At 45.8% G+C, this 23,706-nt stretch carries 20 protein-coding genes, 1 riboswitch and 1 other annotated feature; of the genes, 6 read left to right on the top strand and 14 right to left on the bottom strand.

The window, feature by feature from the left end; genetic code table 11:
• Window positions 1-10 precede the first annotated feature (10 nt).
• The gene (locus J4N45_RS12925) at window positions 11-3,112 is read left to right on the top strand and encodes an error-prone DNA polymerase (protein WP_252011686.1); all 3,102 of its coding nucleotides are present in this window, start codon (window positions 11-13) and stop codon (window positions 3,110-3,112) included.
• Between the two features lie 305 nt (window positions 3,113-3,417).
• On the opposite strand, the gene J4N45_RS12920 is transcribed toward J4N45_RS12925, so the two are convergent.
• The 4 genes from J4N45_RS12920 to cydH all read right to left on the bottom strand — a co-directional run bounded on the left by J4N45_RS12920 (window position 3,418) and on the right by cydH (window position 7,243).
• Window positions 3,418-4,356 (bottom strand): chemotaxis protein CheV, encoded by a 939-nt coding sequence (locus tag J4N45_RS12920; RefSeq protein WP_042476880.1) that lies wholly within the window; start codon window positions 4,354-4,356, stop codon window positions 3,418-3,420.
• Window positions 4,357-4,475: 119 nt separating this feature from the next.
• Window positions 4,476-5,693, bottom strand: coding sequence for a sugar metabolism global transcriptional regulator Mlc (gene mlc / locus J4N45_RS12915; RefSeq protein WP_234495563.1), 1,218 nt, complete (start codon window positions 5,691-5,693; stop codon window positions 4,476-4,478).
• Window positions 5,694-5,941: 248 nt separating this feature from the next.
• A complete protein-coding gene (locus tag J4N45_RS12910) occupies window positions 5,942-7,129 on the bottom strand; it encodes a patatin-like phospholipase family protein (protein ID WP_252011685.1) in 1,188 nt (395 codons plus the stop codon).
• A 24-nt stretch (window positions 7,130-7,153) separates the two neighbouring features.
• The gene (cydH, locus tag J4N45_RS12905; protein WP_128648458.1) at window positions 7,154-7,243 is read right to left on the bottom strand and encodes a cytochrome bd-I oxidase subunit CydH; all 90 of its coding nucleotides are present in this window, start codon (window positions 7,241-7,243) and stop codon (window positions 7,154-7,156) included.
• 150 nt (window positions 7,244-7,393) lie between these two features.
• On the opposite strand from cydH, the gene J4N45_RS12900 reads away from it, so the two are divergent.
• The gene (locus tag J4N45_RS12900) at window positions 7,394-7,981 is read left to right on the top strand and encodes an outer membrane protein (RefSeq protein WP_252011684.1); all 588 of its coding nucleotides are present in this window, start codon (window positions 7,394-7,396) and stop codon (window positions 7,979-7,981) included.
• 64 nt (window positions 7,982-8,045) lie between these two features.
• Here the strand turns inward: J4N45_RS12900 and hisIE are convergent, their stop codons facing one another.
• The 9 genes from hisIE to J4N45_RS12855 all read right to left on the bottom strand — a co-directional run bounded on the left by hisIE (window position 8,046) and on the right by J4N45_RS12855 (window position 17,241).
• Entirely contained in the window at window positions 8,046-8,672 is a 627-nt protein-coding gene (hisIE, locus tag J4N45_RS12895) for a bifunctional phosphoribosyl-AMP cyclohydrolase/phosphoribosyl-ATP diphosphatase HisIE (RefSeq protein ID WP_252011683.1), read from the bottom strand.
• On the bottom strand, window positions 8,669-9,442 hold the full coding sequence (gene hisF / locus J4N45_RS12890) for an imidazole glycerol phosphate synthase subunit HisF (protein WP_234495558.1): 774 nt from the start codon (window positions 9,440-9,442) through the stop codon (window positions 8,669-8,671). The genes hisIE and hisF overlap by 4 nt, the downstream gene beginning before the upstream one ends.
• Window positions 9,424-10,161 (bottom strand): 1-(5-phosphoribosyl)-5-[(5-phosphoribosylamino)methylideneamino]imidazole-4-carboxamide isomerase, encoded by a 738-nt coding sequence (gene hisA, locus J4N45_RS12885; RefSeq protein WP_252011682.1) that lies wholly within the window; start codon window positions 10,159-10,161, stop codon window positions 9,424-9,426. Before hisA ends, hisF begins: the two co-directional genes overlap by 19 nt.
• Before the next feature lie 62 nt (window positions 10,162-10,223).
• Window positions 10,224-10,847 carry an imidazole glycerol phosphate synthase subunit HisH gene (hisH, locus tag J4N45_RS12880; RefSeq protein WP_128648454.1) on the bottom strand — a complete coding sequence of 208 codons (624 nt, stop codon included), beginning with the start codon at window positions 10,845-10,847 and terminating at the stop codon, window positions 10,224-10,226.
• Entirely contained in the window at window positions 10,847-11,920 is a 1,074-nt protein-coding gene (gene hisB, locus J4N45_RS12875) for a bifunctional histidinol-phosphatase/imidazoleglycerol-phosphate dehydratase HisB (protein ID WP_252011681.1), read from the bottom strand. Before hisB ends, hisH begins: the two co-directional genes overlap by 1 nt.
• Window positions 11,921-11,946: 26 nt before the next feature.
• Entirely contained in the window at window positions 11,947-12,999 is a 1,053-nt protein-coding gene (gene hisC / locus J4N45_RS12870) for a histidinol-phosphate transaminase (RefSeq protein WP_252011680.1), read from the bottom strand.
• Window positions 13,000-13,014: 15 nt separating this feature from the next.
• Window positions 13,015-14,313 (bottom strand): histidinol dehydrogenase, encoded by a 1,299-nt coding sequence (hisD, locus tag J4N45_RS12865; RefSeq protein WP_252011679.1) that lies wholly within the window; start codon window positions 14,311-14,313, stop codon window positions 13,015-13,017.
• A gap of 3 nt (window positions 14,314-14,316) precedes the next feature.
• Window positions 14,317-15,213, bottom strand: coding sequence for an ATP phosphoribosyltransferase (gene hisG, locus J4N45_RS12860; protein WP_252011678.1), 897 nt, complete (start codon window positions 15,211-15,213; stop codon window positions 14,317-14,319).
• A 41-nt stretch (window positions 15,214-15,254) separates the two neighbouring features.
• Window positions 15,255-15,391: a sequence feature (His leader region), on the bottom strand.
• A 248-nt stretch (window positions 15,392-15,639) separates the two neighbouring features.
• Window positions 15,640-17,241: a Na+/H+ antiporter NhaC family protein gene (locus tag J4N45_RS12855; protein WP_234495552.1), complete on the bottom strand. Its 1,602-nt coding sequence runs from the start codon at window positions 17,239-17,241 to the stop codon at window positions 15,640-15,642.
• 119 nt (window positions 17,242-17,360) lie between these two features.
• Window positions 17,361-17,544: riboswitch (Lysine riboswitch) on the bottom strand.
• Window positions 17,545-18,089: 545 nt separating this feature from the next.
• On the opposite strand from J4N45_RS12855, the gene J4N45_RS12850 reads away from it, so the two are divergent.
• Window positions 18,090-18,497, top strand: a complete 408-nt coding sequence (locus tag J4N45_RS12850) for an H-NS family histone-like protein (RefSeq protein ID WP_042476854.1) — start codon at window positions 18,090-18,092, stop codon at window positions 18,495-18,497.
• A 54-nt stretch (window positions 18,498-18,551) separates the two neighbouring features.
• Here J4N45_RS12850 and J4N45_RS12845 read toward each other — a convergent pair whose 3' ends face one another.
• The gene (locus tag J4N45_RS12845) at window positions 18,552-19,856 is read right to left on the bottom strand and encodes an inosine/guanosine kinase (RefSeq protein ID WP_128648453.1); all 1,305 of its coding nucleotides are present in this window, start codon (window positions 19,854-19,856) and stop codon (window positions 18,552-18,554) included.
• A gap of 250 nt (window positions 19,857-20,106) precedes the next feature.
• On the opposite strand from J4N45_RS12845, the gene mnmA reads away from it, so the two are divergent.
• From mnmA to purB, 3 genes are all read left to right on the top strand, one after another.
• Window positions 20,107-21,216, top strand: a complete 1,110-nt coding sequence (gene mnmA, locus J4N45_RS12840) for a tRNA 2-thiouridine(34) synthase MnmA (protein WP_042476848.1) — start codon at window positions 20,107-20,109, stop codon at window positions 21,214-21,216.
• Between the two features lie 34 nt (window positions 21,217-21,250).
• Complete coding sequence (gene hflD, locus J4N45_RS12835) at window positions 21,251-21,868, top strand: high frequency lysogenization protein HflD (protein ID WP_042476845.1); 618 nt, start codon at window positions 21,251-21,253, stop codon at window positions 21,866-21,868.
• 367 nt (window positions 21,869-22,235) lie between these two features.
• Complete coding sequence (gene purB, locus J4N45_RS12830; RefSeq protein ID WP_128648469.1) at window positions 22,236-23,606, top strand: adenylosuccinate lyase; 1,371 nt, start codon at window positions 22,236-22,238, stop codon at window positions 23,604-23,606.
• The last annotated feature ends 100 nt before the right edge of the window (window positions 23,607-23,706 follow it).

Genomic DNA, 23,706 nt, shown 5'->3' with positions numbered 1-23,706 from the left:
GTTAAGCACTATGAAGTACGCCGAGCTTTTTTGTCAGAGTAATTTTTCCTTCTTAACTGGCGCCTCACATGCTGAGGAGCTTATGCTGCAAGCCGACTTTTTGCAGTATTCCGCTTTAGCGATTACCGATGAATGTTCCGTTGCAGGTGTGGTTCGCGCTCATACTGCAATCAAACAACATGGCTTATCCATTAAGCAGATTGTCGGCAGTATGTTTTGGCTCAATAGTGAGTGTCAGTTCTTGTTGTTGTGCCCTAGCCGTGAGGCCTACGCTGAGCTGTGCCGTATCATTACCAACGCCAGACGCCGCTGTGGAAAAGGCGAGTATCAACTCTCAGAATGGGATGTGATGTCACTGCGTCACTGCCTTGTTATTTGGCTGCCTTGCGGTAACGAGCATGATTTGCGATGGGGGCGCTGGCTCGAGCAATACCATGGTCACCGACTCTGGATTGGTTTACAGCGTCACCTCACCTCACAGGAGCACAGATACATTAGTCACTGTGAATCACTCTCTGTCGAGCTTCAACGCCCGATTACCGCCTGTGGTGGGGTATTGATGCACACCGCGACTCGCCTGCCATTACAACACACGCTAACAGCAATAAAGCTCAATACCTCTATTGATAAAGTGTGTGGTCACTTACTGGCAAATACTGAGCGCAGCTTACGCCCAAAGACTAAGCTTGAAAAACTCTATCGTGAGGAGTGGCTGGCCGAAAGCGTCTACATTGCGGATTTGTGCGACTTTAAATTATCGACACTGCAGTATGAGTACCCTAGTGAGTTAATTCCCAACGGAAAAACACCCATGAGTTATTTAAGGGAGTTAGTCGAGTACGGCAAACAGCTACGCTTTCCTGAAGGGGTGCCTTTGCATGTTGAGCAAACCATTGAAAAAGAGCTCACTCTAATCGAAAAGCTACACTACCCATTTTTCTTTTTAACCATTCATGACATCGTCATGTTTGCCAAGCGACAAGGTATTCTTTACCAAGGACGCGGCTCAGCCGCCAACTCTGTTGTATGTTATTGCCTAGAAATTACTTCCGTCGACCCACGGCAGATATCGGTATTGTTTGAACGCTTTATTAGTGAAGAGCGTAATGAGCCGCCCGATATTGACGTCGACTTTGAGCACGAGCGACGTGAAGAGGTGATCCAATATATCTATCAAAAATACGGTCGTGAGCGTGCCGCGCTTGCGGCTACGGTCATTTCTTATCGATTCAAAAGTGCAGTACGCGATGTCGGCAAAGCACTTGGCGTGAGTGAAACGCAGCTTGATTACTTTATCAAGAACATTAACCGCCGCGATCGCTCGCAAGGCTGGCAGGCACAATTGGTTGAATTAGGGCTCAAGCCAGATTCACTCAAAGGGCAACAGTTTATTGAGCTTGTCAACGACATTACTGGCTTCCCAAGACACTTATCACAGCATGTCGGTGGCTTTGTCATTGCCTCAGGTCCTTTATATGAGCTTGTTCCCGTAGAGAATGCCGCGATGGCAGATCGCACCGTGATTCAATGGGACAAAGACGATTTAGAAAGCTTAGGTCTACTTAAAGTCGATGTGCTTGCTTTAGGTATGCTTACCGCGATTCGCAAGTGCTTTCAATTGGTTGAAAAGCATTATGGACGAAAACTCACTATCGCTGATATTACTCGACTTCAAGATGACCCAAACGTCTACGGCATGATTCAGCGTGCTGACACGGTGGGTGTATTCCAGATTGAGTCTCGAGCACAAATGAGTATGCTGCCACGCCTAAAGCCAACTACCTACTATGACCTAGTCATTCAGATTGCAATTGTTCGCCCCGGACCAATCCAGGGCGATATGGTGCATCCGTTTCTTAAACGCCGCAACGGCGAAGAAGCCATCTCCTACCCGTCTGAGGAGGTGAAATCGGTGCTGTCTCGTACTCTTGGCGTTCCTATTTTTCAGGAGCAAGTGATCAAACTTGCCATGGTCGCAGCGGGCTTTACTGGCGGTGAAGCCGATCAGCTCAGGCGAGCAATGGCAGCATGGAAGAAAAACGGCGATCTTGTTAAGTTTCGCTCTAAGCTTATCGATGGCATGCAGAAAAATGGCTACCAAGCGGACTTTGCAGAACGTCTATTTGAGCAAATCTGTGGATTTGGGGAGTATGGATTCCCAGAGAGTCATTCTGCGTCTTTCGCTGTGCTTGCCTATTGCAGCGCCTGGCTCAAACATTATTACCCTGAAGCGTTCTACGCTTCGCTGCTCAATAGCCTTCCTATGGGTTTTTATAGCGCCTCTCAGCTGATCCAAGATGCGAAAAGGCATCAGGTTGCTATTGCTCCGGTGTGCGTCAATCGCTCAACCTATCATCACTACCTAAGACCAAGCGACCAAGGGCTAACCTTGCAGCTTGGCTTTAGGCAGGTCAACGGACTCAGTGAGCAAAGCATACAGAAGCTGCTACAACATAGACCACCCCAAGGCTTTCGTACTCCGACCCAGATAAAGCAGCTAGGACTAAATCGTCGTGAGCTGGAAATACTGGCTTCTGCAAATGCACTAAAAGCCATTTCAGGCGATCGCTATGCGACGCGCTGGGCGATGATGGATAATCTGCAAGACCTGCCACTGTTCCAGAATGACGCAGAGTCTCATTCAATTGAAAACTATCAGTCAATTGAACACCACGCGCTTCCTTACAAGCCTTCAGCGATTGAAGACATGCTTGAGGACTTTTCATCAATGAATGTCTCCCTCGAACAGCACCCTATCACCCTACTCGACCGAGCGGGAAAACTGGGACGATTTACTCGAATGAAAGACCTTGTGACTAAAGAACATAAATCGCTGGTGACTGTGGTGGGTACAGTGACAGGCAAGCAGTCACCTGGCACTGCGGCTGGTGTCACCTTTTTTACTCTAGAGGACGACACGGGGAACATTAATGTGGTGGTGTGGCAAGCAACCGCAAGGGCTCAGAAGAAGGCCTATCTCACCTCAAAGATCCTTAAGGTCAAAGGCATACTAGAGCGTGAGGGAGAGGTCACTCATGTCATTGCCGGACGCCTAATTGACATGACCGAACACCTTGGCGAGCTCAAAGTCCAATCAAGGGAGTTTCATTAGCTCGGACTGTCAGCGATTTAGGGGACTCATAAACACAAAAACGGGAACCTAGGTCCCCGTTTTTTAATCCTATGAATCATAGATCCGCTTCTACTGCCGCTTCCGTACGTCTTTTCTTCCATTCCTTGTAGATGAGTAAACTTAAGGTCATCAATACCTTAGAAGTTAACCAAATCATTCTGATGGAACAACCTTTAGTCGGTAGTAAAATATTTTTATCTTCTATAGGGTCATGCCTATAGATACGCCCAAATTATAGCCTATTTTTTAACGTACGGTGTAATTTATTTAACAGCACAAATTAATTACAAATCACGTCGAATACGCTCTTGAACCACATCGACCAACAAATCTGGCTGGAACTTGGAGATAAAGCGGTCACAGCCCACTTTCTCAACCATAGCATCGTTGAAGCTACCACTTAATGAGGTGTTGAGCGTGATATACAGATCTTTCATGCGAGGGTCGCTGCGGACCTCGTGAGTCAGCTTATAGCCATCCATCTCTGGCATTTCAGCGTCAGTAATCATCATCAAGAGTTCGCTGCAAACATCAATGCCTTCGTCGCACCATTGCTTCAGAAGGTTGTAAGCCATCGCACCATCGAAACATTCAATGATTTCAACCCCTAGCTGAGCGAGCGTTGCTTTCACCTGATGACGAGCGGTAGACGAGTCGTCTACGATGAGGATCTTCTTACCTTGTAGGTGAGGAAGTAATGAACGGTCTAAGGTTTCTTCTGAGATAGCGATATCGTAATCGATGATCTCTGCTAGGACTTTTTCAACATCGATGATTTCAACTAGGCTGACGGCATCATTTTCTTCAACCTTAGTGATTGCCGTGAGATAGTTAGCTCGCCCAACAGTTCGAGGAGGAGGCTGAATTTCTGTCCAAGCAGTATTAACAATGTTCTTTACTTCACCAACCAAGAACCCTTGAACCGAGCGGTTGTATTCCGTAACGATAAGATTTTGATCGCCTTCTTCGTTCAATGTTGGAAATCCAATTGCACGTCGAAGGTCGATGACTGGTAGCGATTCGCCACGTAATGAGGCGACACCGCGAATGCTAGGATGTGAGCCAGGAAGTTGTGTCAAAGGTGGCAGCTTAAGTACCTCTTTGACCTTAAAGACATTAATAGCAAAGGTCTGTCGGCTGTTAAGGGTAAACATTAACAGCTCAAGTCTATTTTCACCCACAAGTTGGGTACGCTGGTCGACAGAACTCAATACGCTCGACATTAGGCTTCCTTGGCATAAACAATAACTGATTTCTTATCTCATGTTATCGGCAGGAAGCACAAGAAGTTTACTGACTTTCACAACAAAAGTATGACCGTCAGCAAAGAGTGTGAAAAGCGTTATCCTTCAATGACTTTCATTAACAGAAGTCCATCATAAAGCGCTTGTTTAACCAAAGCAGCACCGGGCATAGTCGCTTGTTTGTAGAAACGAGACTCGACCAACTGAAGATCTTCCGTGTAGACAGGAAGGCTTTGTTCAGAGATACAGCGCTCTATTGCCGGGTAGAGAATGTCTTTCGCTTGGTTTATCACACCACCAATTAACACCTTTTCTGGGTTAAATAAATTGATGACGATAGCGATCGCGCTACCAAGATGCTCACCTAGCTTTTCAATGACGTTGATAGCAAGCGCATCCCCTTTAACAGCGGCTTCGCAAATTGCTTCAACAGAGATGTCCTCATACTCTGACAGAATTGAGGCTTCTCCGCGAGCCAAGCGCTTTGTGACCTCATCACGAATAGCTTGCGAGCTTGCGACAGTCTCAAGACACCCCTTATTGCCACAGTGGCAATCTTCACCCTGACGGTTTATCTGAATATGACCCAACTCACCGATGTTGCCATGTCGGCCTTGCAAAACACGACCATCAAGAATGATGCCTGCACCTAGACCGTGGTGAATGGAAATAAGTACAGAGTTGTCACAGTCTTGAGAGTGACCGAAAAGGTTTTCTGCCAATGCCCAAGCACGAGTATCGTTGGCCACAAATACCGGTAACCCGGTCACCTTAAAGATTTCTTCAGCAACATTTAGATTCTTCACATTGTAATGCGGCATTTGCAACACAACACCTTGATCAGAATTCACCAACCCTGGCAGGGTTAGTGCGATGCTGGTGACACGGTCAAGCTGCTCGCTATAGCTTTCAAAAAACTCTTCAATCTCATAAAGCAATCGAGCCATCACGTCATCTTGGTCCACTTCGTGGACTTCGATTTTGGTGTCGATAAGAACATCACCACCCAGTTCGTGCAGTGCAATAGCTAGATAGCCTCTTCCGAGACGCATGGAGAGAAATTGCCAACCTTGGTTATTGGTTTGCAAGCCAACGGCAGGTCGACCACGACTAGTCGCCTCTTGAACCGTTGTTTCGTGGATCAAATGTGCTTCGATGAGTTCTCGCGTAATCTTGGTGATACTAGCCGGTGCTAGACTACTGAGTTTAGATAGGTCGATACGCGAAATAGGCCCAAATTGGTCTATCAGTTTATACACGCGACCAGCATTGATCTGCTTAATATGATCAATGTGCCCGGGTTGAGCCATGTACATTTTGAACTCCAAAAAACAACAACCTATTAATTTTTTTACTTTGCGAAGTAATTGTGAAGCAGTTTATAGGATTGCCGTGACAAATATCACGCATATAGATGGATCTTTGGGGGGCACGTCAAGTTACGCCTGTGGCTTACATCACAGACACAGTAAGGTTTTGCTCACAATTCAACCAACATTGTTTAACGCCTTGTTACCGAAATGGCGACTTATTTAGCTATTATTAATAAGTGAGGATGGTGAGGTTAACTCGCTTGATTAGGACGCCAGAGATCGTTATTGGCACAGTTTATCTTCTTATGTTGTTTGGCGAGATTATAGCTTTCAACGAATCGATATCCGGCATCCAGACCCACTTGATAGTCATGCAAAATATCATCGACATCACTCAATAAGGATGAGGTTTTGAGTGGTTCATCTGGTGCAATTTGCCATATAAAGCAGTCGTCAGGCGGGGTCTTGAGAAACTCGCTGGTCAGTGAGTAGGTCTGATAATGCACCATAAGCATGTCCGCCAAACCTGAATCAAAACGGTCTCCAAACAGGTGACTGAGTCGGTAAATGTCCCCGGCTCCAAATAACCAACGTCCACCATTAATGAGTTTAAGGTGATCGGCTTGTTTGATGGCATTTGCTTTGAGTCGCTGACCCTCAAAAAAAGCGCCCCAATCACTGGACCATTGCTCGACTTTTTCCTGCCATTGGAGTTGAAGGCTATTCAAAGACTCTCTAAACCAAGTGGGCGATTCGGTAACGATCGGCGCATCTTCTGCTGATAAAGGGTCTTCTGATACATATTGCTCGGTACGTATCACAATGATACTGCGACACTCCTGTCTCCATGCTTCTTGCACAGGAATGGACGCAGAAACGCCGCCATCAATAAACTCGCGCCCTAGGTGCGACACAGAGCCTTCAAATAAGGTAGGGATCGCACTGGTCGCCATCAAGACTTGATACCAGTCCTCTTGCAACATGGGTAAGTAGTGATCTTTAAGGGTCGCGATGTCGGTCGTAGCAGCAAATGCACGCCTATGGCCGATCACCCGTCTGCCCATATCTACGTCCAACTTATAGGGATAGTCGCAGATTTTATCAAGAGCCCACTTCAAATTGAGATACTGCTTGCGGCGAATAAAGCTGAAGAGGTGAAAAAACTCGGGATCAGTGGTTAAGTCGAGAATGAAAGATTTACCCAGCTCGGCTTGGCGAGATAGAAAAGCACAGATGTTTAGTGCACCTGCAGATGTGCCATAAAATTCATCAAAGGGATCAAAATTGGACATTAAGAAGGCATCCAATACACCGGATGTGAAGATACCTCTTTGTCCTCCACCTTGCGCGACGAGCGCGGTTTTGCCGTCAAGGTATTTACCAAACTGTTCGTAATCGAGCACAGTCTGGCGGTTAGTGACTATACCTGAGTTCGCCATAATATGCCGCGCTAGAGCCGCTCGTTAAGCGCCGATCGCGATAACGCCAAAAGCGATAATAGCGCTAAACGCAATAGTGACAATCGTCAATGCTACTTTTAGGTCGTATTCCATAACTCCTCCAGATGTAACTTTTCATTACCATTGTGACATGTACTGCTACTATACAAATAACCGCTTCAAAATTATGGTGTTAGTGTCACACTATAATTAATGCTAGTACAACTAATGTAATTTTCGAGCTTTGGCTTGGGGGAAATTAGGATGAAACTAACGCCAATCGTGATAGGTTCTTTTGCTGCAATGTTCTGTCTTTCGGCGCAAAGCAACGTCATTGTTACACCGTTTGTCGGTTATACGCTTGGCGGTGCAGCCAAGGACGGAGAAGGAAAAAGCTATGATATTTCTCCATCCGCTAATGCAGCACTTGCTGTCGAATTCCCATTTCGTAATGGTCGGATGGGGGTCTACTACTCCAAGCAAGACTCTTCACTCGATACCTTAAATCTTGATTCAAGTATTCAATACTTACAATTTCAAAGTAGCGCTGAATATGCTTGGACCGACAAAACCTCCGGCTATATTGGAGCAGGACTTGGGGCGTCACATACTTCCGGAGAGTGGACAAGCTCTCATACTGGGTTTGCTGCCAGTATCTTTGGTGGCATGGAGTATCACATAACGAAAAACTTCGCGCTCAACGGCCAAATTAGATGGCAAGGTACAGTGGTAAGCAGTGACTCCATATCGATCTGTAACTTACCCACTGACGATCAAAGCTGTTTTATCGGGTTTAAGACCAAATGGATGAATCAATTTCAAACACAGGTTGGTTTGACGATGAGGTTTTAGCTCACCCTTCAGAATCAAGCACAAAAAAAACGAGCCAATGGCTCGCTTTTTCAATAACATGTAATTACTTGTGGCGCTCTTTCAACTTATTGACCACATCATTCATTGATAGACCTTGATCTTGTAGCAGTACCATCAAGTGATAAATCAGGTCTGCTGATTCACACACTAGCTCCGCCTTGTCACCCGACGTTGCCGCAAGCGCGACTTCAACGCCTTCTTCGCCCACTTTTTGCGATATACGCTTGGTGCCACGGGCATAGAGACTCGCGGTATAAGAAGATTCCGGATCCGCATCTTTTCGAGCGGCAAGCAGTTGCTCAAGCTGATGAAGCCACACCATTTGCGACTCCTCTTGAGAGTCACCATCAAAACAAGTCGTTGTGCCTGTGTGACAAGTAGGACCGATTGGGTCTACCTTCACGAGCAAGGTGTCGTTGTCACAATCTAATGCGATGTTTTTAAGCTGCAGCACATTTCCTGATGTTTCGCCTTTCGTCCAAAGGCGGGATTTAGTGCGCGAGAAAAACGTGACTTGCTCAGTTTCAAGCGTCTTTTCAAGCGCTGCAGGGTTCATATAACCCATCATTAGTACTTGGCTAGATTGGAAGTCCTGAACAATTGCTGGTACCAAACCATCCACTTTATCCCAATCGATTCGTTGGTTTAGATCAACGGCTGTTTGACTCATAGTCTGATCTCCACACCTTCTTGTTTCAAATACTGCTTCAGCTCACCAATATTGATGATCTGTTTGTGGAATACCGATGCCGCGAGCGCGCCATCAACATTTGTCTTCTTGTATGCTTCAGCAAAGTGCTCCATGGCACCCGCTCCACCTGACGCAATCAATGGTACGTTACATACTTCACGAACCATGTTTAGCTGCTCAATATCATAGCCGTTACGCACGCCATCTTGGTTCATCATGTTAAGGACAATCTCGCCCGCTCCACGTTTTTGAACCTCTTGAACCCAGTCACGAGTTTCCCACTTCGTCGCTTTGGTGCGTGCTTCATCACCTGTAAACTGATAAACCTGATATTTGCCTGTTTCTTTATCAAAATACGAATCGATGCCTACTACGATGCACTGAACACCAAACTTGTCGGCAAGATCAGTAATCAGCTCTGGGTTCGCAAGTGCAGGAGAGTTGATCGACACTTTATCTGCGCCAAACTCGAGAATTCGAGCCGCATCCTCGGCCGATTTGATACCACCAGCCACGCAGAAAGGAATGTCAATCACCTCTGCAACACGGGCTACCCAACTTTTGTCAACAACACGACCATCACTCGATGCCGTGATATCGTAGAATACAAGCTCATCCGCACCCTCTTCTGCATAGCGCGCCGCAAGAGGAACGATATCACCGATGATTTCGTGGTTGCGGAACTGAACCCCTTTTACCACCTGTCCATCACGGACGTCTAAACATGGAATTATTCGCTTTGCCAGCATTGGAATGCCTCCTCTGCGGTAAACTTGCCGTCTAGCAATGCTCGACCAACAATAACACCTGACACCCCCGTACCCTTGAGCGCTTCAATATCAGCCAAGCTGCCGATACCACCAGATGACTGGAATTGCACCTGAGGATACTGCTTACACAGGTCCACATACAACTCAACGTTACTGCCTGCCAATGTGCCATCACGTGAGATGTCAGTACACAGCACATGCTTGAGACCCACTGTTAGGTAATCATCAATCAGCGCCTCGATCGTTACGCCTGAATCTTCTTGCCAGCCAGAGATCGCCACTTTGCGAGTCCCGCTTTCATCGATATTAATATCTAGCGCTAGCACAATGCGCTCAGCGCCGTATTTCTCCATCCAGCCTTTCACTAGTTCCGGCTGTTTAACCGCTGTAGAGCCCACAACAACGCGCTGAGCACCTGCTTCAAGTAGGTCAACCACATCTTGCTCGCTGCGCACGCCACCGCCGATCTGAATATTGGCAGGCGTACCAGCAAGCAGTGTAGCAATAAGATCTAACTGGCGTGCTGTGGTATCTTTTGCGCCAGTAAGGTCAACAAGATGCAGCCAGTTCGCGCCTGCTTGGTGGTAAAGGTTAAACTGCTCTACCGGGTCAACTTTGTATTCGGTAACTTGACCATAGTCACCTTGGTATAGACGAACAACTTGTCCTTCAATAAGGTCTAATGCAGGAATAATCACGTTTCAATCCTTTTGCCCCACTACCTTGTGAGGCGATAATCAATTTTTAGCAAAGCGGTGAGTTACACCAGCTCCAAAAAGTTCTGAATCAGCTTAGAGCCCGCTTTAGACGAGCGCTCTGGGTGGAACTGAACACCATAATAATTACCACTTTGAATGGCAGCGCTAAATGGGTTTCCGTAATCACACTCGGCAATGGTGTAGTCACCAACAGGCATCCCGAAGCTGTGCACGAAGTAGAAGTATTCACCCTCTTCAATACCCGCAAATAGCGGATTTCCAGCGACAGCTTTAACGGTATTCCAACCCATGTGCGGTAATGGAAGATCGCCAGTTTCCAATCGTCTTACTTCGCCTTCACACAGACCCAAACACTCAACAAGCTCATCAGCCTTCTGACCTTTCTCTTGAGAAAGTTTGCCTAGCAGTTGCATGCCAAGACAGATACCCAGAACTGGCTTTTCAACCTGCTTGACGAGGTCGATAAGGTTACGCTCTTCAAGATTTTTCATCGCTTCACTTGCGGTGCCAACACCTGGCAAAAATAGCTTGTCCGCAGCCAGTACAACTTCTGGCTCTTTTGAGATAACCACTTGATAGCCAAGGCGCTCAATTGCAAACTTCACCGATGAAACATTGGCACAGCCGGTATCAATAATGACAACATTTTGAGTAGAGGTAGCCATTACAGTACTCCTTTACTGCTCGGAAGCTCATTGCCTTCGACTTTAATTGCTTGGCGAAGCGTACGTCCAAATGCTTTAAATAGGCTCTCAATGATGTGGTGGTCATTATCGCCTGTTGAAGACAGGTGCAACGTACAAGCGAGTGTGTCTGTCAGTGAACGGAAGAAATGCACAACCATCTCAGTTGATAGGTCGCCAACTTGTTCACGAGAGAACTCCGCATCAAACTTAAGGTAAGGGCGGCCAGAGAGGTCAAGACCACACTGTGCAAGACATTCATCCATCGGAAGGCTGAAACCAAAACGACCAATACCGCGCTTATCTCCAAGCGCCTCTTTAAGCGCCTGACCTAACGCCAACGCCGTATCCTCGACCGTGTGGTGATCATCGATGTGAAGATCGCCTTTGACGAGACACTTCATCTGGAAACCGCCGTGAGTCGCGATTTGGTCCAGCATGTGGTCGAAGAAACCCATACCTGTAGAGATCTCGTTGCCGCCTGCTTCATCCAGGTTTACAAATACCTTGATGTCGGTTTCTTTGGTCGTGCGCACCACTTCTGCAGTACGAGCTTTGACTGTTAGATCTTTTAAGATCTGCTTCCAACCCATCGTTTCTGGGTTGTACTGAATACCACGGATAGCCATATTTTCAGCCAATTGGAGATCCGTTTGGCGATCACCGATCACTGCTGAGGTTTTGAAGTCCACCTTGCCGCTTTGTAGGTACTCTTTAACAAGACCCAGCTTAGGCTTACGGCATGAACAGTTGTCTTCATCAAAGTGAGGGCAAATAAGTACATCGTCAAACTTCACACCCTGAGATTCGAAGATCTCCATCATCATAGTGTGTGGGGCATCAAAATCCGCTTGAGGGTAGCTGTCTGTACCTAAACCATCTTGGTTGGTCACCATAACTAGGCGATAGCCTGCATCTTGCAGAGCAAGTAGGCTGGGAATGACATAAGGCTCAAGTTTTAGTTTATCAAGACGGTCAACTTGAAAGTCGACTGGTGGCTCAACGATTAACGTACCATCACGGTCTATGAATAAAATTTTCTGTTGGTTGCTCACTCTATAAATCCTTTTTGATGGTGTACTTAAGCTGCACTTTGTTCTAATAAGTTTCGGATAAATGACAAGGTCTTCTCACACTCATCACGATTACCCACACTAATTCGCACGCAATCTTCAATTGGCGAGTTACGTAAGATAATGCCTGTGTCCCAAGCGGCTTTAAATAGCTCGTCACCGTTTTGGAATTTCACCAAAAGATAGTTACCCCAACCTTCAAACACAGTCACGCCCGGTAGGGTTGATAAACCCGCTTGCAAGTAAGCGCGATTCGCATTCAGATCGAGCACTTGGAACTTCGCTCTTGCCAAACCTTGCTCAGACAACGCCTGTATTGCAATTTCTGCAACAGGGATAGGCACTGGGTAAGGGGCGATAACCTTAAGCAATACGTTGATTAACTCTTCATTTGCCAACGTGAAACCGCAGCGAAGACCTGCCAGTGCAAACGCTTTAGAAAGCGTACGTAAAATCGCAAGATTCGGGTATTGAGCTAAGAGATCGACCGTTGACGCTTCTGGACAGAAGTCAATATACGCTTCATCCATAACCACAATGGCTTTGTCTTTTGTCATTTCTAACAGAGAAACGATGTCATCACGGTTAACTAAGTTGCCTGTAGGGTTATTAGGACTACAAACAAAAACCAGTTTCACACTCTCTAAGTTCGCTTCAATCTCTGGTAGGTTAAGCTGCCAATCGGCTGTCAGCGGCACTGTTTTGCGCTCGACGCCAATTGTTTCGGCGCTAATTGCATACATACCATAGGTTGGTGGACAGTAAAGGATACTGTCTTGGCCTGGCTCGCAGAAAGCGCGAATCAACAGCTCAATACCTTCATCTGCACCGCGTGAAGTCAGTGTTTGCTCAGGCTTTACACCGGCATAATTGGCATAGGCTTCGATAAGCTGTTTTGGCTGACATTCGCTGTATCGGTTTAGACGAGCAAAGTCAGTTTTGTATTCATTGTTGAATGGTGACTCGTTAGCATTAAGCCAGATATCACCGCTGCCGCCAATGCGACGCGCAGACAGATACGGCGTCAATTCTTGAACCTGTTTACGAGCTAATTTTTCCATCAGTCACTCTCCTGTCTACGCCTTTTGAGCGTTGAGTTTCTCAACACGGATGGTTACCGCACGTTTGTGCGCATCAAGACCTTCAGCTTCCGCCATGGTCACTACCGTTGGTGCTAGACCTAGTAGACCGTCCGCACTTAGCTCTTGTACTGTCATACGCTTTGAGAAATCCGCTAAACCAAGGCTTGAATAGGTGCGCGTGTAACCGTAAGTCGGCAATACGTGGTTTGTACCTGACGCATAGTCGCCCGCTGATTCAGGAGACCAATCGCCCAAGAAGATAGAACCAGCATTGTCGAGTAACGGCAATAGTTCACGTGGACTCTTTGTCTGAACAATTAGGTGCTCTGGACCATAGTAGTTAGAGATAGACACGCATTGCGTGAGTGATTCAGCGATGATGATTAAGCTAGAGCCCAGTGCTTTTTCTGCGATATCAGCGCGTGAAAGCTGTTTTAGCTGTCTCTTAACGGCTTCCGTTACTTGGTCAGCAATCACTGGTGAAGGCGTTACGAGAACCACTTGAGAATCAGGACCGTGCTCAGCTTGGCTTAATAGATCAGACGCTACGAAGTCAGGGTCTGCGCTCTCATCAGCGATCACGAGCACTTCTGAAGGACCCGCTGGCATATCAATCGCAGCGCCGCGGAAGTCATTGCTCACTTGGCGCTTAGCTTCTGTGACATACGCATTACCAGGACCAAAGATTTTATCCACTTTCGAAACAGTCTCTGTTCCATACGCCATAGCCGCTACCGCTTGACCACCACCGACGTTGTACACCTCATCGATCTTACACAATTTAGCGACATACAAGATTTCGTCCGCAATTGGTGGAGGCGAGCACAACACGACTTTGCGGCAACCCGCTATTTGGGCTGGAACACCAAGCATTAATACGGTTGATGGCAGCGGAGCGCTGCCACCCGGGATATACAAACCAACTTTATTAATTGGTCGAGTGACCTGTTCACACACCACGCCAGGCTGCGTTTCTACGCGCAATGCTTCTGGGCGTTGCGCTTTGTGAAACTTAGCGATGTTTGAGTACGCTTGCTCGAGCGCTTGCTTCATGTTGTCAGAAAGGCGCGCTGATGCCGCTTCAATCTCATCGGCAGAAACTCGAATCGACTCAGGACGAACGCGATCAAACTTCTCGGTAAGATCCAGAAGGGCTTTATCACCTTCGCTACGAACTTGATTAATAACCTCAGTCACTGCCGCTGTAATATTTGCGCCTTCAGTAATTGCAGGGCGTTCAAGAACAGACTCTTGCTGAGATTGACTTAAGTGTTGCCAAACTACGGTTCTCATTGCTTACCCCATCATCTTCTCAATAGGTAGAACAAGAATCGAGCTTGCGCCAAGTTCTTTCAGTTGTTCCATGGTTTCCCAGAACAGATTCTCAGTACTTACTAAGTGAACAGCAACGCGCTCCGTATCCATAGACAGCGGTAATACTGTTGGGTCTTCTGCACCAGGAAGCAGTGATTTGATTTGCTCAAGCTTCTCAACTGGAGCGTGTAGCATGATGTATTTCGACTCTTTCGCCTGTTGAACACCTTGCATACGCGTTAGCAGTTTGTCGATTAGTGCTAGTTTGTCAGCATCAAACTCACCCATGCGCTGAATCAACGTCGCTTTAGAACGGAAAATGACTTCTGCTTCTTTTAGGCCGTTCGCCTCTAGCGTAGCACCGGTAGAAACCAAGTCAGCAATCGCATCAGCAAGACCAGCACGCGGCGCTACTTCTACCGAACCTGTTAGCATACAAGCGCTAAAATCTACACCTTGCTCGTCCATGTAGGCTTTGAGAAGTTGTGGGTAGGTAGTCGCAATACGCTTACCAGCCAGGTCTTGAGGACCCGTGTAAGTCTCATCTTTATTGATAGCGATAGATAGGCGACAACCACCGAAGTCTAGACGGCGAAGCGTCTTAAACTCGTTTGCCTCTCCCAGCGCTTTACGGTCAAGACGAACTTCTTCTAGTTCGTTTTCACCGATAAAGCCAAGGTCAACCACGCCATCCATAATTAGACCAGGGATGTCATCATCGCGGACGAGCAAAAGATCGATTGGCATATTTAGCGAATGAACAACAAGGCGCTCACCCATTACATTGAACTTAACACCACACTTTTTAAGTAGGTCTTGGCTCTCTTTACTTAAGCGACCCTTTTTTTGAATCGCAATTCTTAGGCGTTGTGTTTGCATTGCTGTATCCCTGTGCAAAATATTGATTTTTAAAATATAAAACGAAAAAACCCTCGGGAGCTTTGGTCTCCCGAGGGTTTAATTCTTGAAATCTTAAATCGAACCTCCGAGAGTTTTACCTATCTCTCGGGTATGCGTTCATCTCCCGAAAGATTAAGCTGGGTGATGGTGATGATGATGAATGTTCATATCAAAATTTAGCATACTTATGTTTAGGTTCCTTTGTGTCTGTACCTTCACACTAACTAAGGTTAAGACGATTTTCAACCACTAATTTCAATTGAAAACAATTTTTTTACTGAACGGTCAATTATCAGAAAGATACGCCCTACTTCTCGACTGAGAAAACCATAGAAAAGAGGGAGGCGCTTGCCCGAAAACCAAAAATTAGTGAAAAAAAAGAGCCCTCAAGGACTCTTTTCTCGATTATACGTTCGCTTCTTGCGACATTCTCGCTTTAGAGAGTGCTGACAGAACAAAACAAACAATTACAAATGTCATTGATGCAGCAGCGAATGAGATAAACACAGATGTTGTCATACCCAAGGTAATGAAGCCAACACAAGACACCAATGCTACAGACAGCGCGTACGGCAACTGAGTCGCAACGTGGTCAATGTGATTACAACGTGCACCCGTCGATGACAAGATCGTTGTATCAGAGATCGGTGAACAGTGGTCACCAAATACTGAACCAGCTAATACAGCGCCTAGCATTGGTAGCATCATCGCGATATCTGTTGCACCTGCCATATCACCAGCAATCGGTAGCATGATGCCAAACGTACCCCAAGAAGTACCTGTAGAGAACGCCATTAGACCAGACAATAGGAACAAAATAACTGGTAGCCAGTGAACGTTAATATTGCCTTGTACGGTTGAAGAGAGGTAAGCACCGGTTTTCATGTCACCAATTACAGAACCAATCGACCATGCGAAGAACAGAATAAGGATAGCGCCAAACATCGACTTAGCACCAATCCACATGGTCGTCGCAATATCAGAGATTGATAGCTTCTGTTTCACCACAGTAAACACTGCTGTTAGAAGACCAGCTGAGCCACCGTAGATAAGTGACGTGCCTACATCTGTGTTTTCAAATGCGCCAAGTACGTTGAATGCAACACCGTCAGCAGCTAATGCTTGGCCGCCAGTGTAAATCATCGCCACAACCATTGCGCCGATAAGCACTAGAATTGGAAGCACTAGATCAGAGACAGAACCAAAGTCGCTTTCTTTGATATCAAGCTCTTCGTTGAGTTCATGCGCTTCTTTCGCGTCATTCTCTTTGTCTTTATCAAAACCTAGACCTTGCTTCGCGTTTAGCTCGTGCTTGCGCATTGGGCCAACATCCAATTGGAACCATGCAACGGCAAACACCATAAGTAGCGCGAACACGGCATAGAAGTTCATTGGAATAAGACGAACGTATGCACCAATCGCAGAGTACTCAGTGATACCGTGGGCAACTAGGATACCGCTGACGATAGTCATGATGTACGCCCCCCAGCTTGACGCAGGCATAAGTACACACATTGGAGCCGCTGTAGAATCTAGAATATAAGCTAGCTTAGCGCGCGATACATAAAAGCGGTCAGTAACAGGACGAGAGATCGCACCTACAGCTAGGCTATTAAAATAGTCATCAACAAAAATGAATACACCTAAGAAAGCGGCTAGGAGCTTAGAGCCACGCTTGCTCTTAACGCGAGCTTGAGCCCACTCAGCAAACGCTTTAGTACCGCCTGACAGTGTTAACAAAGCAGTCATCATGCCAAGTAGCAATAGGAAGCCAACAATACTCATGTTCCAAGTATTAAGACCACCATCTTCAATAACAACACCAGAGACAGTATCAAAGACGTAACCGGCCGCACCTGCGACAGAATAGTCATTAAGAAGGAAAGCGCCCAGTACAATACCTACCCCGAGAGAGAGTAGTACACGACGAGTAATGATCGCCAAGCTCAGAGCTACGATCGGCGGTAGCAGTGAAAGTGGTGATGTAGCAAAATCGATTAAATTCATGATCTTCAAAAACCAGTTTTTTATTATGGTTAGAGATCTACTGCAGACATGCGCAAAAGGACGAGAAGTCCAAACGCAAACGTTGAACTAAGCGAAAGGGAAGCGAACACTTCACCCAACCCTACAGTAGCGCTCCATAGTTTAACAATATAATAGACTATGGCAGTGTTGTTCCTTTCGAAGACAACCCCAGCGAGAAAGATTGATGGTCTATTCTCACTTCGGCGACAGGGCCTTTCATCATCGCTCATTGGTATCACCCCAACGATGGTTACTTTTCGCTATCGCGCCTCTACATCAAGAGCAAAATCATTCACTGGCATTTCGAGCCAAGTTAAAAGAATGTTCTTTCTCTTGCATTAGGTGCGAGCCATTGTACTTATCAGGACGCCAAATGCAACACGAATGATGTTGCAAGTGAGTAAAGAATATGTCGACTTTGTTAGGGTAATTTCTTTCTCTATACCGTATTTGATATCATATATGCCACCAATGACATATCTTGTTGTCAGCATCCATCATTAATTGTTATTAATTTAAAGAACTATTTAGTTGCTTAGAAATTCGAAACAATTCGTGACAAGTAAACTCGATTTAGCCGAGCATTAGTACAATATGCAACAAAATCCACTTTTCATACATCAATAATGGAGAAAAGTTCATTATTGATTCAAAACAGATTTGAATTGGCGGGGCACTACTACTTTGAAGTTACTTTCAAGAGTTGAATTATCAGAGTTTTGTAAGTTTTCTTATTTTTACAGTTTTAATATCACGAAAATATTGTCAATTAGTTGTTTGGTGTTTATTATTAATCCGAAACTAATAAATAATCTCATGGGAATGTCATGTCTGAATTAACCAAAACTCTACTAAATATTCGTAGCCTACGTGCATTTGCTCGTGAACTTACTCTTGAGCAACTAGAAGAAGCACTAGAAAAGTTAACTACTGTTGTCGGTGAAAGACAAGAAGCTGAAGCTGAAGAGCGCGCAGCTAAAGAAGCTCGTGAAGCTAAACTAAGCGAATACGCTCAAATGATCGCACAAGACGGTATCGACGTTGAAGATCTTATTGCAGCATTGTCTGGTGAATCAAAAGGCAAAACTAAGGCTAAGCGCGCCCCACGCCCAGCTAAGTACAAATACGTAGACGCGACTGGCGCTGAAAAAACTTGGACAGGTCAAGGTCGTACACCTTCTGTAATCCAAGCAGCACTAGACGAAGGTAAATCACTAGAAGATTTTGAAATTTAATTTCAGTCTTAATGTGGATTTATAAAAAAAGCGCCAATAATTGGCGCTTTTTTTTTATCTTTCCCAATATGCCTCTTCTAGGCTGTCCTCTCTCTCTGGTAACCCTCGAGATAGGCGTGGGGAGTGTTGTACTAATACTTCGTAACTCGCTCTATTTGAGTACTTACATACTTGAGAAAACGACGAATAACTCAAGAAAGTATGTTGATGCTTGCTCGAGTTAGGCACATTTTCTTTATGGTATTTATTTGCTGCCATGTCATGCAATAGTGCCGACAATGCCGCATCCCCTGCACCATTGGTATTTTTAATCTTTTCTGGACCGCCCATATATGGCGCAATATGTGAATAAACTTTAATAGGGTTTTCACACGCCTCTTTAACAGCCGGGCGACTAAATTCAAAACGGTTAAACTCTGCAATACAACCCGGCAATAATGGCAGCGATGTCTCTCTTTTTGCCTCTTCTTCTGTATATCCCGCCATATATAGTCCAACCGGACCGGCAGTGCACAGTACTAAGTCAACCCATTCTAGTGCTTTATCTGCTGCAGCCAGTGGATCAGTTTCCCCAGTTAAGGCTTCCGCCTCGTCTTCGTTCATGGCTACAACGGATACGTGTTGTTTTAGGAAATCACGCCAATATTGCGGATCATCTTGAATAACAAAGCGTGTACCTAGAGTAAGTACAACAGGAACGTTATGCTTCTTTGCATACTCGATGGCACGCATCGTCGCTTCTGGCATTGGGTCGCCATCTTTACAACGAACTAGATAAGCAGTCAGTACTAAAGCTGATGCCTTTTTGAAAATCTTTTCAGGGATACTATCCGCTTCTAACTGATTCATTTGACCTTCGCTGATCGCGAAAGTACGTTCACCGTCTTCTGTAATTAAAGTAAAGCATCGACCGATCGCGCCATCGACACCTTGAAGATAGTTCAAATCCATACGGCTAGACGTGTTACATAGATATCGGTAACCGTAGCTGCCTATTTTAATGTCTTCACTCATTACACCAAGTAGTACCGATTTATCATCCGCGAGTACAGAGTAATTATGAAGCGTATTACCAATTGTTCCTCCTGCATACTCGTTGGTAATAAGTTCTTTCTCTTTAAGCTCTTTATATAGAGCTTCAGCCGCCACATCATCAATGACCAGAGAGTGACCTTTACTCAGACCAAATTTTTCGATCACACTACTGTCTACTTTTGCTTCGATATCAACCAAGGTTTGGTCAATACCAATAATGTGCGTTCTCGACATCTTTTTGCTGTCTTGAGATTGACTGACAAGCAAATCTCTTTCATGAACTGGGAAGTAATGCTTTGACTTTCTTTGGCCTGGGAATTTCATACGGTTGTCTTCGTAATAGATTAATTAAGGAGGATCAGGGCGGCGATTCTACCTCTGTATAGTTTACCTCGGCAACATAGGCAAACTTAGCAAACGTTTACGTAGCGTTTTTTTTCTTATGACCCTTGATTTTCTCCATTTCGGAACACACTTACCTCCTCTTAGAAAGTGTGATTTAGTTCGCGGAACTGTATTGCTGGTTTCGTTTCTGCTAGAATCTGCGTCCAATTAAATTAGGTGGTATTTATACATGTCTGATAACAGCCAAAAGAAAGTGATTGTCGGTATGTCCGGCGGTGTAGACTCCTCTGTTTCTGCCTATCTTCTGAAACAGCAAGGCTACCAAGTTGAAGGCCTGTTCATGAAGAACTGGGAAGAAGATGATAACGAAGAGTACTGCACAGCAGCAGAGGATCTCGCTGACGCACAAGCGGTGTGTGACAAGCTTGGTATCCACCTGCACACGATCAATTTTGCCGCTGAATATTGGGACAACGTGTTTGAATATTTCTTAGCAGAATACAAAGCGGGTCGTACCCCTAACCCAGACATTCTTTGTAACAAAGAAATCAAGTTTAAAGCCTTCTTAGAATTTGCAGACGAAGTGCTAGACGCGGATTATATTGCGATGGGTCACTACGTGAGCCGCACCTTCCCAGAGAACGGTGAAAAGCCACAAATGCTACGTGGTCTAGATAGCAATAAAGACCAAAGCTATTTCCTATACACTTTGAGTCACGAGCAAATCGCAAGAAGCTTGTTCCCTGTTGGCGAGCTTGAAAAACCCGAGGTTCGTCGCATTGCTGAAGAGCAAGGACTTATCACAGCGAAGAAAAAAGACTCGACTGGTATTTGTTTCATCGGTGAGCGCAAATTTACAGACTTCTTGTCTCGCTATTTACCGGCTCAACCAGGTAAAATTGAAACACCAGAAGGTAAAGAAATTGGCGAACACCAAGGTCTTATGTATCACACGTTAGGTCAACGTAAAGGTCTACACATTGGTGGCCAAAAAGGCGGCGGCGGTAACGAAGACCCATGGTACGTGGCTGAAAAAGATCTTAAGCGTAATGTACTGATTGCAGTACAAGGTGCAGACCACCCACTGCTTAAGTCAAACGGCCTTCGCGCAGCACAATTGCACTGGGTAGATCGTCAACCGATCACTGCGCCACTGCAATGCACAGTAAAAACTCGCTATCGTCAACAGGATATCCCTTGTACTATTATTCCTATCGACGATGACAACATTAAAGTGATCTTTGATGAGCCACAAGTGGCAGTCACCCCAGGCCAGTCTGCTGTATTCTACAGTGACAACGTATGTCTTGGTGGCGGTATTATTGAAGAGCGCATCTAAAAACAATTCGCAGATTATTTTTTAGGAGAACTACGTGGCTAATACACTTTATGACCGTACGATAGCGTTTGCAGGGATTTGCCAAGCCGTTGCCCTTGTACAACGAGTTGCTAAAGACGGTTACTGTGATTCAGACGCGTTTGAAACCTCTATCAAAGCAATCACCAACATGAACCCGTCAAGTACGCTTGACGTGTTCGGTATCGAGTCTGACTTAAAAGTCGGACTTGAGTGTTTGGTGAATGGGATCGATAGCACCCCAACAGGGAGCGAGATCACGCGCTACATCATTAGCCTTATGGCATTAGAGCGTAAGCTAAACAGTCGAAACGACGCAATGGCGCAACTTGGCGATCGCCTGCAAATGGTTGACCGTCAGCTAGAGCACTATGAGCTCCTCGATGAACAAATGATTAGCAACCTTGCAAGCGTCTATCTAGATGTTATCAGTCCTATTGGTCCTCGAATCCAAGTAACAGGCACACCCGCTGTGTTGCAGCAAACATCCACACAGCAAAAAGTGCGTGCGTTGCTTCTATCCGGTATTCGTAGTGCGGTACTTTGGCGTCAAGTTGGCGGCAAACGCAGACACTTGGTGTTCGGTCGTAAGAAGATGGTCGAGCAGGCTCAGATTCTTTTAGCTCGAATGTAACTCGGAAGTACTTTTTTACCGAGCTTTTACCGAGAAATTAGTATCAATTTAGAACTGGTACACGCTTTAAGTAGACCCCTGCCTGCGCAGGGGTGACGACTATTTAGGGTTTGTACAATACAAGACTATTGGCATTCCACTGGCCGTGCGCCTACGCAGGCAGGAATCTTCTCTAGGCTTGGTGCGTGCTTTAAGAATGCTCTATTAGAGGCATCAACGACAAACTCATACAAACTCGCACGGTGTGCGAGTTTACTTTTTGTACCAAAATAAAATTAACGCAAACGTTTGCGCAATCTTCGTGACAAACGGCGCAGTTATTGGTATAAAGCTCACGAAATTTAGAAACTCAATTCAGGAGAACATCATGGAACTGTCAGCATTGACTGCTGTTTCACCAGTAGACGGCCGTTACGGTAGTAAGACAACTGCACTTCGCAGCATCTTTAGTGAGTTTGGCCTACTAAAGTACCGCTCTATCGTTGAAATTCGTTGGTTGCAAAAACTAGCAGCAACGGATGCAATCAAAGAAGTTCCAGCATTCAGTGCAGAAGCTAACCAGTTTCTTGATGAGCTAGCAGCTAACTTCAGTGAAGAAGACGCAGCACGCATTAAAGAGATTGAGCGTACGACTAACCACGATGTTAAAGCGGTTGAGTACTTCCTAAAAGAGAAAGTAGCGGGTGTACCTGAGCTTCACGCGGTAAACGAGTTCATTCACTTCGCATGTACTTCTGAAGACATCAACAACACGTCTCACGCCCTAATGCTTAAAGAAGCTCGTGACACTGTCGTTCTTCCTGAAATTCGCAACATCATCGATGCTATCAGCAAGCTTGCTGAAGAGTACCGTGATATTCCTCTGCTTTCTCGTACACACGGCCAGCCTGCATCTCCTTCTACTATGGGTAAAGAGATGGCAAACGTTGCTTACCGTATGGAGCGTCAATACAAGCAAATCGAAGCTGTAGAGATCCTAGGTAAAATTAATGGTGCGGTTGGTAACTACAACGCTCACCTATCTGCTTACCCAGAGCTAGACTGGCACAAGTTCAGCGAAGAGTTCATCACTGAGTCTCTTGGCGTAACTTGGAACCCATATACAACTCAGATCGAACCGCACGACTACATCGCCGAGCTATTCGATGCGATTGCACGTTTCAACACGATTCTAATCGACTTCGACCGTGACGTTTGGGGCTACATCGCTCTAGGTCACTTCAAGCAAAAAACTATCGCTGGTGAAATCGGTTCTTCAACGATGCCGCACAAAGTTAACCCAATCGACTTTGAAAACTCAGAAGGTAACCTAGGTCTAGCAAATGCTGTATTTGCTCACCTAGCGCAAAAACTACCTATCTCTCGCTGGCAGCGTGACCTGACAGATTCAACGGTTCTTCGTAACCTAGGTGTTGGCTGTGGCTACGCTATCATTGCTTACACTTCAACACTTAAGGGTATCAGCAAACTAGAAGTGAACCGTGAAGCGCTTCTAGCTGAACTTGATCAAAACTGGGAAGTACTCGCAGAGCCTGTACAAACAGTCATGCGTCGTTACGGTATCGAGAAGCCATACGAGAAGCTAAAAGAGTTGACTCGTGGTAAGCGTGTTGACGGCGAAGCAATGCGTAACTTCATCGACGGTCTAGAGCTTCCTGAAGCCGAAAAAGCACGTCTAAAAGAGATGACACCGGCGAACTATATCGGTCAAGCGATTGAGCTAACTGACAAGCTGTAAATCTCGATAGCTCTCCTTGGAGTTTAGCTAGATTGAGTACAAAGTAAAGCGGCGGCGATAGTAATATCGCCGCCGCTTTTGTATCTGTTACATTCGACCC

The organism is Vibrio sp. SCSIO 43140 (assembly GCF_023716585.1).
In the GTDB taxonomy this organism is placed as follows: Bacteria; Pseudomonadota; Gammaproteobacteria; order Enterobacterales; family Vibrionaceae; genus Vibrio; species Vibrio maritimus_B.
Note: the sequence above shows the minus strand (reverse complement) of the source record. Positions and strands in the feature narration are given on the sequence as shown.

What these genes read in the sequence shown, in the direction of transcription:
- J4N45_RS12925 (WP_252011686.1), top strand. Translation starts at nt 11, where the DNA reads ATGAAGTACGCCGAGCTTTTTTGTCAGAGTAATTTTTCCTTCTTAACT.
- J4N45_RS12920 (WP_042476880.1), bottom strand. Translation starts at nt 4,356, where the DNA reads ATGTCGAGCGTATTGAGTTCTGTCGACCAGCGTACCCAACTTGTGGGT.
- mlc (WP_234495563.1), bottom strand. Translation starts at nt 5,693, where the DNA reads ATGTACATGGCTCAACCCGGGCACATTGATCATATTAAGCAGATCAAT.
- J4N45_RS12910 (WP_252011685.1), bottom strand. Translation starts at nt 7,129, where the DNA reads ATGGCGAACTCAGGTATAGTCACTAACCGCCAGACTGTGCTCGATTAC.
- cydH (WP_128648458.1), bottom strand. Translation starts at nt 7,243, where the DNA reads ATGGAATACGACCTAAAAGTAGCATTGACGATTGTCACTATTGCGTTT.
- J4N45_RS12900 (WP_252011684.1), top strand. Translation starts at nt 7,394, where the DNA reads ATGAAACTAACGCCAATCGTGATAGGTTCTTTTGCTGCAATGTTCTGT.
- hisIE (WP_252011683.1), bottom strand. Translation starts at nt 8,672, where the DNA reads ATGAGTCAAACAGCCGTTGATCTAAACCAACGAATCGATTGGGATAAA.
- hisF (WP_234495558.1), bottom strand. Translation starts at nt 9,442, where the DNA reads ATGCTGGCAAAGCGAATAATTCCATGTTTAGACGTCCGTGATGGACAG.
- hisH (WP_128648454.1), bottom strand. Translation starts at nt 10,847, where the DNA reads ATGGCTACCTCTACTCAAAATGTTGTCATTATTGATACCGGCTGTGCC.
- hisC (WP_252011680.1), bottom strand. Translation starts at nt 12,999, where the DNA reads ATGGAAAAATTAGCTCGTAAACAGGTTCAAGAATTGACGCCGTATCTG.
- hisD (WP_252011679.1), bottom strand. Translation starts at nt 14,313, where the DNA reads ATGAGAACCGTAGTTTGGCAACACTTAAGTCAATCTCAGCAAGAGTCT.
- hisG (WP_252011678.1), bottom strand. Translation starts at nt 15,213, where the DNA reads ATGCAAACACAACGCCTAAGAATTGCGATTCAAAAAAAGGGTCGCTTA.
- J4N45_RS12855 (WP_234495552.1), bottom strand. Translation starts at nt 17,241, where the DNA reads ATGAATTTAATCGATTTTGCTACATCACCACTTTCACTGCTACCGCCG.
- J4N45_RS12850 (WP_042476854.1), top strand. Translation starts at nt 18,090, where the DNA reads ATGTCTGAATTAACCAAAACTCTACTAAATATTCGTAGCCTACGTGCA.
- J4N45_RS12845 (WP_128648453.1), bottom strand. Translation starts at nt 19,856, where the DNA reads ATGAAATTCCCAGGCCAAAGAAAGTCAAAGCATTACTTCCCAGTTCAT.
- mnmA (WP_042476848.1), top strand. Translation starts at nt 20,107, where the DNA reads ATGTCTGATAACAGCCAAAAGAAAGTGATTGTCGGTATGTCCGGCGGT.
- purB (WP_128648469.1), top strand. Translation starts at nt 22,236, where the DNA reads ATGGAACTGTCAGCATTGACTGCTGTTTCACCAGTAGACGGCCGTTAC.